Below are 15613 nucleotides of genomic sequence, written 5' to 3' on the forward strand. Positions count from 1 at the left end.
ACGTCCTGTGGGCGATGATCCGCGACGGCCAGCGCTATCAAGTTTCACCTCCCGCCACTGCTGCGGCTTGACATCACGATTGGGAAGTCCTTTCGCCGACGAACGGATAACGCATTGCACCGCAGATCCGGTATGTCGGAAAAGAACTTGCCGCCGAACTGTCCGGTAAATGTTTGGCCGCGGTGGCGATCGGCCCAGCGCCGGCTCAGTCGGCCGGATCAACCAGCGCGTCCGCCACGGCCGCGATGTCCTCCGGGCGCACCCGGCAGCAGCCGCCGATCACCTGGGCGCCGGCCGCGCGCCAGCCGCGGGCCTGCTCGACCGACAGCCGGGCGCGGCCGGTCCACGCGCGTCGCTGCGCATCCCAGACCTCGCCGCTGTTGGGGTAGACGACGATCGGCTTTTCCGTTGCGGCGCGGGCGATTTCGATCGCGGGCAGCACGTCGTCGGGCGCCGAGCAGTTGACGCCGACCGCGGTGATCGCGTCGCTGCCCGCAGCCACGGCGAACGCTTCCGCCAGCGGCTGGCCGGCGCGGGTCCGCTCGCCGCTGATGGTGAACGACAGCCAGGCCGGGACGTCCAGGCCGGCGACCGCGTCCACCAGCGCCTCCGCCTCGTCCACGTCCGGCACGGTCTCCAGGGCGAAGACGTCGGGGCGAACCTCCGCCAGCACCTCCAGCCGCGGCCGGTGGAAGTCGTGCAGCTGGCGCTTCGTCAGCCCGTAGCGGCCCCGGTATTCCGAGCCGTCGGCGAGCATCGCGCCGTACGGGCCGATCGACGCCGCCACCCAGCGGTGCCGGCCCGGCTCGACGTCGCCGGCCAGCCGGGCCAGCTCCACGCTCCGCCGCATCAGCTTCGCCGCTTCGGCGCGCTCGATGCCGCGCTCCGCGAACCCCTCGAAGCTCGCCTGGTAGCTCGCGGTCGTCGCGATCTCCGCGCCCGCCCGGAAGAACGCGGCATGCGCCGCGACGATCTCCTCCGGCGCGTCCGTCAGCAGGCGCGCCGACCACAGCGCGTCGGAGAGGTCTTGGCCGTGCGCTTCCAGCTCGGTGGCCAGGCCGCCGTCCAGGATCATCGATGCGCCGCTGAGGCTGAACGCGTTCATGCCACCCACCCTAGTGCCGTCCGCCTTCCAGACCGGACCAATGATCACGCTCCGCAGCCGGCGCCGCGCTCCGCGACCCGCGCAATTTCGTGAGAAATCGCCCCACCCGCCGCCAGGAGTGACGGCTCAGCCCTTCACGCTGCCCGCCGCCAGGCCGCTGACGAGGAAGCGCTGCACCAGGTAGAACACGATCACCGCGGGCACCGCCACCAGCACCGATGCCGCCGCCAGGTGGCCCCACTCGGCGCGGTTCTGCTGCACGAACACCTGCAGGCCCACCGCCAGCGTCTTCGACCGGTCGCCGGCCGACAGGAACGCCGACGCGAACGCCACCTCGCTCCAGGCCACGATGAACGAGTAGAACGCCGTCACCGCCAGCCCGGGTTTGGCCAGCGGCAGCACCAGCCGCCAGAACACGCCGAACGGCGACAGCCCGTCCACCCGTCCCGCTTCGTCGATGTCGCCGGGAATCCCGTCGAAGTAGCCCTTCAGCATGTAGGTGCAGAACGGGATCGCGGTGCTGCAGTACACCAGCACCAGCCCGAACACGCTGCCCTGCAGGCCCAGGCTCAGCAGGATGTTGTACAGCGGCACGATCAGCACCGCGAACGGGAACATCTGCACCACCAGGAACGACAGCAGCAGCCAGTGCCGCCCGGGGAAGCGGAACCGGCTGGCGGCGTAGGCGGTGGTGGCCGCCAGCAGCACCCCGAGCACCGTCGTCAGCCCCGCGATGAGCACCGAATTGCCGAACCAGCTCAGGAACGCGCCCTTGGCGCCGGCGAGCACGTCCCGGTAGTTGTCCAAACTGGACTCGTTGAACAGCGTCGGGGTGGCTTCGATCGCTTTGGCGTTCGGCTTGAACGAGACCACCACCACCCAGAACACCGGGAACACCGCGATCAGCGACGCGACGATCAGGGCCGAGTGCAGGCCGATGCTCGCCGCGGTGGACCTCCCGCGCGCCCGGCCCGGCTCGGCTACCGCGGAAGCCGCTTGCAGCGATGCTGCGTCGATGGTCATGTCAGAGCACCTCTCCCCGCCGGGACATCGCCCGGCGGTAGATCGTCGCGAACACCAGCAGCACCGACAGGATCAGCACGCCGTAGGTCGAGGCGATCGCGTAATCCCGCGTCGCGCCGGAGAAGAACCGCTCGAAGGCGTAGCTGACCAGGATCCGGGTGTGCGGGTTGTTCCCGGTGATCAGGTAGATGACCGGGAACATGTTGAACGTCCAGATCACGCCGAGCAGCACCACCGTGCCGGACACCGGCTTCAGCCCCGGCAGCGTCACGTGCACGAACCGGTGCCACGGCGACGCCCCGTCCATCTCCGCGGCCTCGTACAGATCCGCCGGGATGGCCTGCAGTCCGCCCAGCAGCGCCACCATCATGAACGGCACGCCCAGCCACACGTTGACGACGATCACCGACACCAGCGCCAGATCCGACTGCCCGAGCCACACCTGGGCTGGCAGCCCCACCGACTCCAGCACCCAGTTGATCAGCCCGTACTCGGCGTTGAACAGGTACCGCCAGGCGAACGCGCTGATGAACACCGGCACTGCCCACGGCAGGATCAGCAGCACCCGGTACAGCCCGCGCAACCGCATCCGCCGGTTGAGCAGCATCGCCAGCGCCAGCCCGATCGCGTAGTGGCAGAGCACGCACGCGGAGGTCCAGATCAGCGTGCGCACCAGCGTCGACCAGAACGAGCCGAACGCCGGATCGCCGGAGAGCACGTTCAGGTAGTTGGCCGGCCCGACGAACTCGTAGCTCGCGTCGCGGTCCAGCACCGGGTTGGCGATGTTGGTGTCGTTGATGTCGGTGAACGAGAAGAACAACCCCTGCAGCAAGGGGAACACCACGAGCAGCGCGAGCACCGCGACGACCGGCAAGATCATCGCGTAGACGAACCAGTGCCGCGCCAGGAGATTCCGCAACCGCATTGAAGCCGCCTCAGAGCCTGTTGATGAGTTCGGTTGTTTTGTCTTTGAAGCGAGTTAGCCCACCTACGCAACCGGCACCGCCGCGGGTTCTCAGACAGTGCCCACCCCGCCGGGGTTCTTGGCGAGGACAGCCCCGATGCCGCGTATTGGTCATACGCGAGTCGGGGCTCCCACAGCCAGGCGGCGGCCGTAATTCCCGCAGGGGGGGCCGCCATCCGCACCGCCACGCAAAAGGAGTCTGGAAACCGGCTTTCAGCGTTGCGCGTAGTCGGTCAGGACGGAGGTTTTGTAGGTCTGGGCCGTTTCGTCCAGCGCTGTTTGGGCGTCCTTCCGTCCGGAGAGGATGTCGGCGTAGGAGGTTTGCAGCGGTTCCAGGAGTTCGCTGTTCTCCGGGATCCACGGCCGGGAATGCGCGTTGGTCGCCAGCGGCCGGAACGCGGACACCACCGGGTTCTGCGCCACCGCCGGAACGTCGTAGGCGGACTTGCGGGTAGGCAGCAGCCCGAGCTTCTCCGCGACCTTCGCCTGGTTCTCCGCGCTGCTCATGCACTGGACGAACTTCACCGACGCTTCGGTGGCGTCGCTGCCCTGCCGGATCACGTAGTCGTGGCCGCCCACCGGCGACGGCGTCGCGGAGCCCGGAACCGGGGCGATGCCGAGGTTCGACGGGTCGGCGAACTGCTCGGATTCGGTGAACTCCGAGACCGCCCACGGCCCGTCGATGACCATCGCGACCTCGCCGCCGGTGAACGCCGCCTTCATGCTGCTGTAGGAGTTCGGCTGGTCCAGCGCGGTGCGGGCGGCCTTCGCGTCGATCAGGTCCTTGGCGACCTGCACGCCGCGCACCGCCTCCGGCGCGTTCACCGTGATCAGCCGCCCCTCGGTGTCGACCAGGTCGCCGCCGAAGGTGTAGATGAATGGCAGCGCGTAATACTCGTCGTTGTTGATGAACAGTGCTCGGTCGCCGCCGAGCTTCGGCGCGACGGCCTTCAGCTCGTCCCAGCTCTTCGGCGGCGTCACGCCGGCCGCCGTGAGCTGCGTCTTGTTGTAGAACAGCGCGAGCGCGTCGGTGACCTGCGGGACGCCGTAGGTCTTGCCCTGGTACTTGGTGGATTCCAGCGGTGCGGGGAGGAAGTCGCCGGTGTCGGCGGCCAGCGGGGTGCCGGAGAGGTCCTGGATCAGCCCGGCCTGTGCCAGCTGCGCGACCCAGCCGACGTCGGCGCGCAGCACGTCCGGGCCCTGCCCGCCCTGCGCCGCGGTCTTGTAGTTGTTCAGCGCCTGGTCGAAGGCGACCGTCTCGACGCGCACCTGGTAGCCGCCGGTGCGGCCGCACTCGGTGGCGATCTCGCCGAACACCGCGCTCTCCGCGGATCCGCTGGTGTCCCAGAAGATGACCTCGCCGGCGTTCCCGGAGTCGCTCCCACAGCCGGCGGCAAGCGCGCCGACCAGGCCCAGGGCGGCGGTGACCGTGGCCCTTGGTCTCATGTCCGGACCTCCTGGTTGCAAAAATTTGCGATCAACTGGCGTTAAATTGCATACCCAAAATGTGACGTAAGTCAAGGTGTTCAGGTATAAATGGGTAGCGGAGCAACGATCTGCGTTGCGCGGTGATTGCAAAATATTTCGGCCGTGTGCAGGATTGTGGCGGCGGATGATCCCGGTGCGGAGGAGCGGAGCAGTGGCGGGTCTGGCCGATATCGCCCAGGCGGCAGGGGTGAGCGTGTCCACGGTGAGCCGGGTGCTCAACCGCAAGGCCGGCATCAAGGAGGAGACCCGGCAGCGCGTCCTCGAAGTGCTCAACCAGATGCCGCACACCGCGCGCGGCGTCGGCGCGCTGCGCCGCACCGGCGTCGTCGGCCTGCTGGTGCCGGAACTGTCCAACCCGGTCTTCCCGGCTTTCGCCGAAGCCCTGGAAAGCCGCGCCGCGCTGGCCGGATACGCGTCGCTGCTGTGCAACACGCGCGCCGCGATGACCGAGCGGGACTACGTCCGGATGCTGGTGGCGCGGGGCGTCGAGGGCATGATCTTCGTGTCGCCGGAGATCGCCAACCCGGACAACGACGAGCGCAAGAGCCGCAACTACTACGAGGAACTGCGCGCCGAAGGCGTCCGGATGGTGTTCGTCAACGGCGGCGCGCCGAGCCTGGACGTTCCGGACATCACCGTCGACGAGCACCTCGCCGGCTACGCCGCGGCGACGCACCTGCTCGAACTCGGCCATCGGCGGATCGGCTTCGTCAGCGGCCCGGCCCGCGCGCTCCCGTCCCGGCTGAAGCGGGCCGGTTGGGCGGCTGCGCTGGAAGAAGCCGGTGTCGAGCCTGCCGCCGAGCTCGTCGCGAACGCGTCGTTCGGGGCCGAGGGCGGCGCCGAGGCGATGAGTCGGCTGCTCGACGGCCCGCGGCCGACCGCGGTGCTCTGCTCGTCGGACGTCATGGCGCTAGGCGCGATGCGCGAAGCCAAGCGCCGCGGCCTGAGCACGCCCGAGGACATCTCGGTGGTCGGCTTTGACGGCATCCCGCTGGCCGCGTACTGCCAGCCCGCGCTCACCACGCTGGCGCAGCCGATCCACGACATGGCCGCCGCGGCGGTCGACGAGCTCGCGCGGCAGCTCGACCCGGACGAGCCGGGCCGCGGTTCGGCCGGCTTCAGCCGCATGTTCCGCCCGAACCTCATCGTCCGGGAATCCACCTGGCAGATCTGAGATGGCCTGCGGAACGAAGATGCCGAGCGCCAAGGCCGCAAGTTGTCGTCAGGCAAGCGGCGTAGCCGCTTTCTCTTTCGCCACGCACGCAGCTTGCACCGCGGCGGGTTCTCAGACGTCGTCTGGCGAGGACAGCCCCGATGCCGCGTATTAGGTCATACGTAAGTCGGGGCTCCCACAGTCCAGGCGCCGTCTGAGGTTCCGCTACCTGCACCGCTACGGAAATTGACCACACACGTCAAAAAGACGGGAGCAGAGATGTCGCAGAACTGGTGGCGTGACGCAGTCGTCTACCAGATTTACGTGCGCAGCTTCGCCGACAGCGACGGCGACGGCGTGGGAGACCTGGCCGGGGTGCGCGACCGGCTGCCGCACCTGGTGCGGCTGGGCGTCGATGCCGTCTGGCTGACCCCGTTCTACCCGTCCCCGATGGCGGACGGCGGCTACGACGTGGCCGACTACTGCGACGTGGACCCGATGCTCGGCACGATGGCCGACTTCGACGCGCTGCTGGCGCAAGCGCACTCGCTCGGGCTGCGGGTCCTGGTGGACGTGGTTCCCAACCACACCTCCGACCGGCACCCGTGGTTCGCCGAGGCGCTGGCGGCCGCCCCGGGCGCGGCGGCCCGGGACCGGTACGTCATCCGGGACGGGCGGGGCCCGGACGGCGAATCGCCGCCCAACGACTGGGAATCCATCTTCGGCGGCCCGGCGTGGACCAGGCTCGCCGACGGCCAGTGGTACCTGCACCTCTTCGCGCCGGAGCAGCCCGACCTGAACTGGCGAAACCAGCAGGTGCGCGCGGATTTCCGGAAGGTGCTGACGTTCTGGCTGGACCGCGGGGTCGACGGGTTCCGGATCGACGTCGCGCACGGCATGATCAAGCACCCGGACCTGCCGGACACCGGGCTGAACAAGCAGATCTCCCTGCTGGGGCGCGGCGAGCTGCCGTACTTCGACCAGGACGAGGTGCACGAGATCTACCGCGACTGGCGGCAGCTGTTCGACTCCTACGAGGGCGCCCGCATCGGGGTGGCCGAGGCGTGGGCGTCGACCAGCGAGCGGCTGGCGCGCTACGTCCGGCCCGACGAACTGCACCAGGCGTTCAACTTCGCGCTGCTGGAAGCGCCGTGGTCGGCGGCCGGTTTCCGGACCGTGGTCGAAGAATCGCTGGCCACCACCGCCCGGGTGGGCGCCACCACGACGTGGGTGCTCGGCAACCACGACGTGCCGCGGCCGGTGACCCGCTACGGCGACGGGGAGCTGGGGACGCGGCGGGCCCGCGCCGCCGCCCTGTTCAGCTTCGCGTTGCCCGGCTCGGTCTACGTCTACCAGGGCGAAGAACTCGGGTTGCCCGAGGTGCTGGACCTGCCCGACGAGGCGCGGCAGGACCCGATCTGGGAGCGCTCCGGCGGCGCCGACCGGGGCCGCGACGGCTGCCGCGTGCCGATCCCGTGGTCCGGCGAGCAGCCGCCGTTCGGCTTCAGCTCGGCGAACGGCTGGCTACCGGCGCCGGGGGAGTGGGCGGAGTCGACTGTGGCCGCGCAGGACGCCCGCGACGGCTCGGTGCTGCGGACCTACCGCGACGCTTTGGCCCTGCGACTCGAGAATCCGGCGCTCGGTGACGGCACCTTGCAGTGGCTCGACGCGCCGGAAGACGTGCTGATCTTCCGCCGGGAGCCGGATTTCGTGTGCGCCGCGAACTTCGGTGCGACGCCCGTCGAGCTGGACCTGCCGGGAGATCTGCTGCTGCGCAGCGACGGAGCGGCCGACTGGAGCGGAACGCTGCCCGCCGCCACCGCGGTCTGGCTGTCGGCGGGAAAGATTAACCGCGAATCCGCCTAATAGGTCTGTTCTTGCCCGATTCGCCGTGATCGCATGAATCCCCCTGGTACAGGAGGTGGTTCATGTTACGACGATTAGGCACGGGCCTGGCGGCGGTGATGCTCGCCGCGCTCGGCGTGGTCGGTTTCGGGCAGGCGCCCGCGTCCGCCGCGCCGAACTTCCAGGTCCCATTCCAGTGCGGGCAGACCGTCACGGCCGCGACCTTCAGCGGCCACAACCCGCAGTACTCGGTGGACTTCCAGAAGTCCGGCATCACGGGGATGCCGGTGCTGGCCTCGGCGGCGGGCACCGTGACCCGCGTGGCGAACGAGGGCAACGTCAGCTACGGCCGCTGGATCGAGATCGACCACGGCAGCGGCTGGCGGACCCGCTACGCCCACCTGTCGACGCAGGGCGTGTCGGAGGGCCAGCAGGTGAGCCTCGGCACGAAGATCGGCACGGCGGGCGCGACGGGCGGCGTCACCGGCCCGCACCTGCACTACGAACAGCGGCTCAACGGCGCCGTGGTCAAGGCGAAGCTCGACGGCGTCGCGGTGCCCTACTTCGGCCACACCTCGTTCACCAGCAAGAACAACTGCAACGGCAACCCGCACTCGCCGACCGAGGTGTGCGGGTCGGGCTACAGCGTGATCGACTCGGCGGGACTGTCCGGCGCGGGCACGGTCTACCTGCTCTACAACGCCTCGAACAAGAACAACTGCGTCGTGACGCTGAAGGCGACCTCGCTCGGCACCGCCTCGCCGACCGCGGCGTTCCTCGAGGTGGAAGGCAAGACCCGGGTCACCGACTCCGGCAACTTCACGTACTACGCGGGCCCGGTCAGTCAGGCCGCGGGCACGACCTGTGTCAAGTGGGGCGGCTCGGTGGGCGACAAGTCCTACACCAGCCCCTTCGAACACTGCGGCTGAGCCGGCTGCGCACGGGCTCGTGAGTGGTTTGGGCCGCCATGGCGATCCAAAGTGCTCACGAGCCCCGATCAGGCGGCACGTTCATCTGGGCCGACCAGGAAAGCGAACGGCCCGTTCGCCTCGGTAGATGAGGTGAACGGGCCGTTCGCTGCTGGGAATCGTCAGAGGCGGACCGGGTAGTGGGGCTCCGGGACCTCGGGGGACAGGCGGCCCTCGATGAAGATCCCGTGCCAGAGCATGAACACCAGCAGCGCCCACAGGCGGCGGCTGTGGTCCAGCACCCCGGAGCGGTGCTCCTCCAGCAGTTGCAGCACCGCCGTGCGGTCGAGCAGGTGGTCGGTCTGCGACTGCTGGATGATGTTGCGCGCCCAGTCGTGCATCTCGTCGCGCAGCCAGTGCTTGATCGGCACCGGGAACCCGAGCTTGCGCCGGTTGATCACGTGCGCGGGCACCACCTGGTACATCGCCTGGCGCAGCGCGTACTTCGTGGTCTCCCGGGTGATCTTCTGCTCCAGCGGGATGGTGCTGGCGACCCGGAACACCTCCGGGTCCAGGAACGGCACCCGCAGCTCCAGCGAGTTGGCCATCGTCATCTTGTCGGCCTTGACCAGGATGTCGCCGCGCAGCCAGGTGAACAGGTCCACGTGCTGCATCCGCGTCACCGGGTCCCAGCTCGCCGACTGCCGGTACGGGCCGGCCGTGACGTCCTTGTGCGACACGCCCGGGTCGAAGCTGCGCATGACGTTGCGCAGCTGGTCGTCGCGGAAGATGCGCGCGTTGCCGTAGTAGCGCTCCTCCAGGCTCAGCGCGCCGCGGCGCAGCAGGTCCTTGCCGCGCACGCCCTCCGGAATCGCGGTGGACACCCGGCCCATCGCCTTGCGCAGCGCGCCCGGCACCTTCTCGAACGGCGCCAGCGACAGCGGCTCGCGGTAGATCGTGTAGCCGCCGAACAGCTCGTCGGCGCCCTCACCGGAGAGCACCACCTTGACGTGCTGGCGGGCTTCCCGGGCGATGAACCACAGCGGCACCAGCGCCGGGTCGGCCACCGGGTCGTCCAGGTACCAGATGATCAGCGGCAGCGTCTCCATCATCTCCTCGGCGGAGACGGTGCGGACCACGTGCTTGACGCCGATCGCCGCGGCCGACTCGGCGGCCACGTCCACCTCCGAGTAGCCCTGCCGCTCGAAACCGGTGGTGAAGGTGATCAGGTTCGGGTTGTGCTCCTTGGCCAGCGCCGCGATGGCCGTGGAGTCGATGCCGCCGGAGAGGAACGAGCCGACGGTGACGTCCGCGCGCATGTGCTTGGCGACGGAGTCGCGCATCACATTCACGATCTCGTCGTGCAACCGCCGCGCGTCGGCGTCGGTGTTCACCGGCCGCGACTGGAAGTTCGGCTGGAAGTACCGCTCGGTGACCAGCTGGCCGCCCGGCGACACGGTGAACGAGGTGCCCGACTCGATGCGGCGGATCTGCCGGTGCAGCGTCTCCGGCTCCGGCACGTACTGCAGCACCATGTAGTGCTGCAGCGCCTTGTGGTCGAGCTCCTCGGCGATCCGCAGCGTGCTGGCCAGGCTCAGCAGGCTCTTCTTCTCGCTGGCGAACGCCACGCCGCCTGGCCCGGCCGCGTAGAACAGCGGCTTGATGCCGAACGGGTCGCGCGCGCCGAAGACCACCTTGCGCTCGTTGTCCCAGATGAGGAACGCGAACATGCCGCGCAGCCGGCCGACAACGGAGGTGCCGAGGTAGTGGTAGGCGGCGACGATCACCTCGGTGTCGCCGTCGGTGCTGAACCGGGCCCCGAACCGCTCGATCAGCTCGGCGCGCAGCTCCAGGTAGTTGTAGATCTCACCGTTGAAGTTGATGGTGTAGCGCTGCGGGGTCTCCGGCGGGCCCCAGGTCAGCGGCTGGTGCGAATGCTCCAGGTCGATGATCGACAGCCGGTTGAAGCCGAAGACCACCTCACCGCCGTGCCACGTGTCGCTTTCATCCGGGCCCCGGTGTCGTTGACACGGCAGCGCATTGGCCACCGCGTTAACGGCGAAGCCGGCGTTCTCTTCGGTGGGACAAATGAGTCCAAGCAGGCCGCACACGCGTCTGGTGCACCTCTTCGAATCGGCGGTGTCGTCTTCCAGCCCCCCACAGCTCGCCCCAGTATGCCGTCCGTCCGGCCGCGCGCTGCACGCGCGGGTGCCCGCGGGGGCCGCGGTCGAGGCCCGGCGGCGATCTACGCCCCCGGAGCAGTATCGCGGCTACACCTGGGCTAGGCTCTGCGCAGGATTCCGGCGGCAGATCTCCGGTGTCGTCTCAGGGCGAGGCCGGAAATCACCAGGCCGCAGTGGAGAGTTTTGCACGAGGAGGCGTCGCGCAGTGGGCCTGAAGGAGGGGACCCGAGTGCCACGGCTGGTCAAGGTCGCTGGTCTGATCGGCCTGGTTGGTGTCGCGGCCACGGGCTGCACGACCGACGAGGTCCTGCGGTTCGGCTGGCCAGAGGGTGTCACCCCGCAGGCCGAGGCGATGCGGAACCTGTGGACTTGGTCGGTCATCGCGGCACTCGCGGTGGGTGTGATGGTGTGGGGGCTGATCTTCTGGACGGTCGCCTTCCACCGCAAGAAGAAGGGTGAAGAGGAGCTGCCTCGGCAGTTCCAGTACAACCTGCCGCTGGAGCTGATCTACACAGCGATCCCGTTCGTGCTGGTGGTCGTGCTGTTCTACTTCACGGCGGTCACCCAGAACACGGTGCTGGCCAAGCCGGCGAACCCGGATCAGCGGGTGAACGTGGTCGCGTTCCAGTGGAACTGGGAGTTCAACTACCCGGAGTACAAGACCCCGGACGGGCAGCCGGTGCGCACCATCGGCAGCAGCAGCGAGATTCCGCTGCTGGTCGTGCCGGTCGGCGAGCGGGTCGAGTACACCATCGCCGCGACCGACGTCATCCACTCGTTCTTCGTTCCGGAGTGGCACTTCAAGCGGGACACCTTCCCGTACCCGAACAAGAACAACCAGGACAACGTCTTCCAGAACACCGTCAACCGCGAAGGCTCCTTCGTCGGCCGGTGCGCGGAGCTGTGCGGCACCTACCACTCGATGATGAACTTCGAGCTCCGGGCGCTGTCGCAGGACAAGTTCGACCGGTACATGCAGCTGCGGACGCAGGTCAACCCGCAGACCGGCCAGCCCTACACCGCGGCCGAGGCGCTGGGCGCCATGAACTGCGGCGAGCTGTGCACCCCGCACGCGGTGACCGGCGTTCCGTTCAACACCGAGCGCACCGGCGGCGTGCCGTCCGGTCAGGTCGGGGCCAAGTAGGAGTGCCCTCGGCAGGGCGTACGGCGTGAGAGCGAGGACTCCATGAAGGTCGAATCCAAGATCTTCAACTACATCACCATCTTCTTCTTCCTGTCCGCGATCGTGTACGGGGTCTGGGCCAAGGAGCCGGTCGGCACCGTGGCGCTGATCCTGGTCGGCGGTCTGTCCCTGATCATCGGCAGCTACTTCTCGTTCGTGGCTCGTCGCATCGAGGACCGGCCGGAGGACAACCCCGACGCCGAGATCAGCGACGGCGCCGGCGAGCTGGGCTTCTTCAGCCCGGGCAGCTACTGGCCGGTGGGCCTGGCGGCCTCCGCGGCCTTCGCCGGCCTCGCCCTGGCGTTCTTCCACGTGTGGATGATCGTCATCGCCGTCGGCTTCGTGCTGATCATGGTCGCCGGCCTGGTGTTCGAGTACCACACCGGTCAGAGCAACCACTGACGACGACACCGACGCAGGCCCCCGAGTCCACCGGACCCGGGGGCCTGCGTCGGTTTAGGATCTTTTCCAGCCCTCTTCGAGGACGCGAACCGCAGCAGGAGGTTTTTGCCGTGATCACCGCGATCGTGCTGATCCAGACCGCCGCCGACCGCTTGACCGAGGCGGCCCAGGAGATCGCCGACCTCGACGGCGTGGACGAGGTCTACTCCTGCGCGGGCGACGTCGACCTGATCGCGATGCTGCGGGTGTCCCGCCACGAGGACCTGGCCGAGATCGTGCCGGGCAGGATCAACAAGGTCGAGGGCGTCCTGGGCACCGACACCCACATCGCGTTCCGCTCCTACTCCCGCAAGGACACCGAGGCGGCCTTCTCCATCGGCCTCGAAGACCAGTGATCCGACCCGTTCGGGAGCGTTCGCTCCGGTAAGAACCCGCTTCAGCACTCACGACCGACCGAGACGGCTCGTGAGTGCTGACTCCGGCTCTATAACCGGCTTCAGCACTCACGAGCGATCAGGCGCCGAGCTGGGCTCGGAGGGTGCTGGAGCGGGCCGCCCAGCGGTCCAGGAGGTCCGCGGCGGCTCCGGAGTCGATCGCGTTCGCGACGCGCTCCAAACCGGCGCTGAGCTGGCCGCTGAGATCCGCTCCCGGCCCGTCGTAGGCCACGGCCGCGCCGGCCGCGTTGAGCAGCACAGCGTCCCGCACCGGGCCCTTGGCGCCCGCCAGGAGATCGCGGACCGCCTTCGCGTTGACCACCGCGTCGCCGCCCTGCAGGTCCTCCGGGCGGCTGAAGGCGATGCCGAAGTCCCGCGGGTCGAGCCGGTCCTCGCGGACCATGCCGTCGTGCACCGCCCACACAGTGCTGCGGGCCGTGGTGGTGATCTCGTCCATGCCGTCGTCGCCGCGCACCACCAGCGCGGAATTGCCGCGGGCGGCGAACACCTCGGCCACCACCGGCGCCATCCGCAGGTCGGCGCAGCCGATCAGGCCGGCCGCCGGCCGCGCCGGGTTGGTCAGCGGCCCGAGCACGTTGAACGCCGTCGGGATGCCGATCTCGCGCCGCGGGCCGCCCGCGTGCTTGAACGCCGGGTGGAACACCGGCGCGAAGCAGAACCCGATGCCGACCTCTTCGATGCAGCGCCGCACGCCCTCGGGCACCAGGTCGATGGCGACGCCGAGCTCCTCCAGCACGTCCGCGGTGCCGCACTTCGACGACGCCGCCCGGTTGCCGTGCTTGACGACGGTGACGCCGGAGGCGGCGAGCACGATCGCGGCCATCGTGGAGATGTTCACGCTGCCGGAGCGGTCGCCGCCGGTGCCGACGATGTCCACCGCGCGCTGTGTGATCTCCAGGGGCCTGGCGTGCGCGAGCATGGCGTCGGCCATGCCGCGCACCTCGGCGGGCGTCTCGCCCTTGGCTCGCAGCGCGACCACGAAGGCCGCGATCCGCGCCGGGCTGGCCTCGCCGGACATGATCAGGTCCATCGCCCAGGCGGTGTCCTCCGCGGAGAGATCCTCACCCGCGACGAGGCTGCCCAGCAGTCCCGCCCAGTTTCCCGCCTTGGTTCCCACGTTCTTCACTCCGTCTTCAGCGTGCGGGTCGTCAGCGAGCGGCGGCCGAGAGCCGCACTCCCCGCAGCGGCGGTGCCTCCCGCACGGGTGGCCGCGCCGCTGTGCAAATCATCCCGCAACGCGCGTTCAGGCGGGTACTGGCTTGCCCTGCGAGCGCAGGACCTCGGCGACCGTCTCGGCCGCGGCGAGCGGGTCGAGCGGGTGCACCAGGACCGCGTCGGCCTGGGACCAGGTCGCCAGCCACCGGTCGTCCTTGCGGCGCACCACGACCACCACCGGCGGGCACTGCGCGATCTCGTTCTTCAGCTGCCGGGACACGCCCATGCCGCCGGTCGGCTGCGCCTCGCCGTCCAGGATCACCAGGTCCGCGTGGCCCGCGTCGACCTCGCTGAGCACGTCCGCGACGGTGCCCGCCTCGATGTAGTGCAGCCGCGCGAGGTCGGGGGCCGGACGGCGCCCGATCGCTGTGATGATCGCCTCCCGGACCTCGGGGCGATGGCTGAACACGAGAACGTTCGTGGTCGGTGTGCTCATCACTAGCTCCTCGCGGGTCGGCGCAGGATGGGTCCGTCGGATGCTATCGGCCCGACCGGGGCGAACAGTAGCCGCCCGGGCAAATCGATCAACGCGAAGTCGATCGGCTCGGCCGGTCGGCGGCGGGCTGCAGGGCGTCCCAGCCGAAGGATTCGCCGTCGTGCCGCTGCGCGAGGCCGGCCATCCGGGAGCTCTCCTGTGAGCAATGCAACGCGTCGAGTTGCTGGACACGCAGCGCGATCAGCGCGGTCAGGCCCGGCGCGGCGTGTTCGTCGCCGCGCCCACCAGCGCGAACCGTCCAGCCGTCGGCGTCCAGCAGGGCCTTGGCCGACTCGATCGAGTGCCCCGGGAGGGCCAGGTGGTGGCGCAACACCGCAGGTAGTTCGGGCTGCCAGCGCGTCGACCGGGCGAGGACCGCCGAGGCCGCCTCGGTTTCGTCGAACGCGGTCGCGACGATCTCCAGCCCGGGATCGTCGATGCTGATCACGGGCCTGTTCCGGGCCCGCCGACCGGCCCTGAAGGCCGACCAGCTCGCGCGGATGCCTTTCACGGTGCGTTACCTCCGGGTTGCAATCCGATCACCCTGCGGCTGACGTCCGGACCCGAGGGCGCGCGGGGAAAACGTGCAAGACATAATGCGTCGCGTGACAACGGCAGCGCCCTCAATCAGTCAACGCGTGCATTCGCTGAACCGGCCGAACATGGTCAGCGTAGGCACCATCGTTTGGTTGGCCAGCGAGCTGATGTTCTTCGCTGGGCTCTTCGCCATGTTCTTCACGGTGAAGGCGCAACACGAGGGCGAGTGGCCACCACCGCCCACCGAGCTGAACCTCCCGTACGCCCTCCCGTTCACGATCATCCTGGTGGCGTCCTCGTTCACCTGCCAGTGGGGAGTGTTCGCGGCGGAGCGCGGTGACGTGTTCGGTCTCCGCCGGTGGTACGTGATCACCCTGATCATGGGCACGATCTTCGTGCTCGGGCAGGCCGGCGAGTACCACACGCTGGTCACCGAGCACGCGACCACCATCGCGTCGTCGGCCTACGGCACGGTCTTCTACATGACGACCGGCTTCCACGGGTTGCACGTCATCGGCGGGTTGATCGCCTTCATCTTCCTGATCATCAGGACGAAGCTCAGCAAGTTCACGCCGGCTCAGGCCATCGCCGCCATCGTGGTGTCGTACTACTGGCACTTCGTGGACATCGTGTGGATCGGGCTGTTCGCCGTGATCTACCTCGTCCCATGATGGATG

Annotated in this window: 15 protein-coding genes; 7 read left to right on the plus strand and 8 right to left on the minus strand. The window is 69.0% G+C overall.

All coding sequences use genetic code 11. From position 1 onward, the window contains the following. Positions 1-205 precede the first annotated feature (205 nt). The 4 genes from mmuM to AB0I53_RS34920 form a co-directional block, all read right to left on the minus strand. A complete protein-coding gene (mmuM, locus tag AB0I53_RS34905; RefSeq protein ID WP_358612750.1) occupies positions 206-1105 on the minus strand; it encodes a homocysteine S-methyltransferase in 900 nt (299 codons plus the stop codon). Positions 1106-1231: 126 nt separating this feature from the next. After that, positions 1232-2128 (minus strand): carbohydrate ABC transporter permease, encoded by an 897-nt coding sequence (locus tag AB0I53_RS34910; RefSeq protein ID WP_358612752.1) that lies wholly within the window; start codon positions 2126-2128, stop codon positions 1232-1234. Between the two features lies 1 nt (position 2129). Continuing rightward, positions 2130-3053 (minus strand): sugar ABC transporter permease, encoded by a 924-nt coding sequence (locus tag AB0I53_RS34915; RefSeq protein WP_358612754.1) that lies wholly within the window; start codon positions 3051-3053, stop codon positions 2130-2132. A gap of 252 nt (positions 3054-3305) precedes the next feature. After that, positions 3306-4538 (minus strand): extracellular solute-binding protein, encoded by a 1233-nt coding sequence (locus AB0I53_RS34920; protein ID WP_358612755.1) that lies wholly within the window; start codon positions 4536-4538, stop codon positions 3306-3308. 193 nt (positions 4539-4731) lie between these two features. Here AB0I53_RS34920 and AB0I53_RS34925 point away from each other — a divergent pair, with 193 nt between their 5' ends. The 3 genes from AB0I53_RS34925 (at position 4732) to AB0I53_RS34935 (ending at position 8507) form a co-directional block, all read left to right on the plus strand. Next, positions 4732-5754 carry a LacI family DNA-binding transcriptional regulator gene (locus AB0I53_RS34925; protein ID WP_358612757.1) on the plus strand — a complete coding sequence of 341 codons (1023 nt, stop codon included), beginning with the start codon at positions 4732-4734 and terminating at the stop codon, positions 5752-5754. A 258-nt stretch (positions 5755-6012) separates the two neighbouring features. Continuing rightward, positions 6013-7599: a glycoside hydrolase family 13 protein gene (locus tag AB0I53_RS34930; RefSeq protein ID WP_358612759.1), complete on the plus strand. Its 1587-nt coding sequence runs from the start codon at positions 6013-6015 to the stop codon at positions 7597-7599. Between the two features lie 62 nt (positions 7600-7661). After that, positions 7662-8507, plus strand: coding sequence for a M23 family metallopeptidase (locus AB0I53_RS34935; protein WP_358612760.1), 846 nt, complete (start codon positions 7662-7664; stop codon positions 8505-8507). 161 nt (positions 8508-8668) lie between these two features. Here AB0I53_RS34935 and asnB read toward each other — a convergent pair whose 3' ends face one another. After that, a complete protein-coding gene (gene asnB, locus AB0I53_RS34940) occupies positions 8669-10597 on the minus strand; it encodes an asparagine synthase (glutamine-hydrolyzing) (protein WP_358612761.1) in 1929 nt (642 codons plus the stop codon). 277 nt (positions 10598-10874) lie between these two features. On the opposite strand from asnB, the gene coxB reads away from it, so the two are divergent. The 3 genes from coxB to AB0I53_RS34955 all read left to right on the plus strand — a co-directional run bounded on the left by coxB (position 10875) and on the right by AB0I53_RS34955 (position 12649). Next, a complete protein-coding gene (gene coxB / locus AB0I53_RS34945) occupies positions 10875-11813 on the plus strand; it encodes a cytochrome c oxidase subunit II (protein ID WP_358612763.1) in 939 nt (312 codons plus the stop codon). Between the two features lie 42 nt (positions 11814-11855). Beyond that, entirely contained in the window at positions 11856-12254 is a 399-nt protein-coding gene (locus AB0I53_RS34950; RefSeq protein WP_358612765.1) for a cytochrome c oxidase subunit 4, read from the plus strand. A gap of 110 nt (positions 12255-12364) precedes the next feature. After that, positions 12365-12649, plus strand: coding sequence for an Lrp/AsnC ligand binding domain-containing protein (locus tag AB0I53_RS34955; RefSeq protein WP_132482756.1), 285 nt, complete (start codon positions 12365-12367; stop codon positions 12647-12649). A gap of 118 nt (positions 12650-12767) precedes the next feature. On the opposite strand, the gene trpD is transcribed toward AB0I53_RS34955, so the two are convergent. The 3 genes from trpD to AB0I53_RS34970 all read right to left on the minus strand — a co-directional run bounded on the left by trpD (position 12768) and on the right by AB0I53_RS34970 (position 14847). Continuing rightward, complete coding sequence (gene trpD / locus AB0I53_RS34960; protein ID WP_358612767.1) at positions 12768-13826, minus strand: anthranilate phosphoribosyltransferase; 1059 nt, start codon at positions 13824-13826, stop codon at positions 12768-12770. 126 nt (positions 13827-13952) lie between these two features. Further along, the gene (locus tag AB0I53_RS34965; RefSeq protein WP_358612769.1) at positions 13953-14360 is read right to left on the minus strand and encodes a hypothetical protein; all 408 of its coding nucleotides are present in this window, start codon (positions 14358-14360) and stop codon (positions 13953-13955) included. Between the two features lie 88 nt (positions 14361-14448). Continuing rightward, positions 14449-14847 carry a hypothetical protein gene (locus tag AB0I53_RS34970; protein WP_358612771.1) on the minus strand — a complete coding sequence of 133 codons (399 nt, stop codon included), beginning with the start codon at positions 14845-14847 and terminating at the stop codon, positions 14449-14451. 148 nt (positions 14848-14995) lie between these two features. Here AB0I53_RS34970 and AB0I53_RS34975 point away from each other — a divergent pair, with 148 nt between their 5' ends. Further along, positions 14996-15607, plus strand: a complete 612-nt coding sequence (locus AB0I53_RS34975; RefSeq protein ID WP_358612773.1) for a heme-copper oxidase subunit III — start codon at positions 14996-14998, stop codon at positions 15605-15607. Positions 15608-15613: the final 6 nt, after the last annotated feature.

The organism is Saccharopolyspora sp. NPDC050389 (genome assembly GCF_040655595.1).
Classification (GTDB): Bacteria; Actinomycetota; Actinomycetes; order Mycobacteriales; family Pseudonocardiaceae; genus Saccharopolyspora.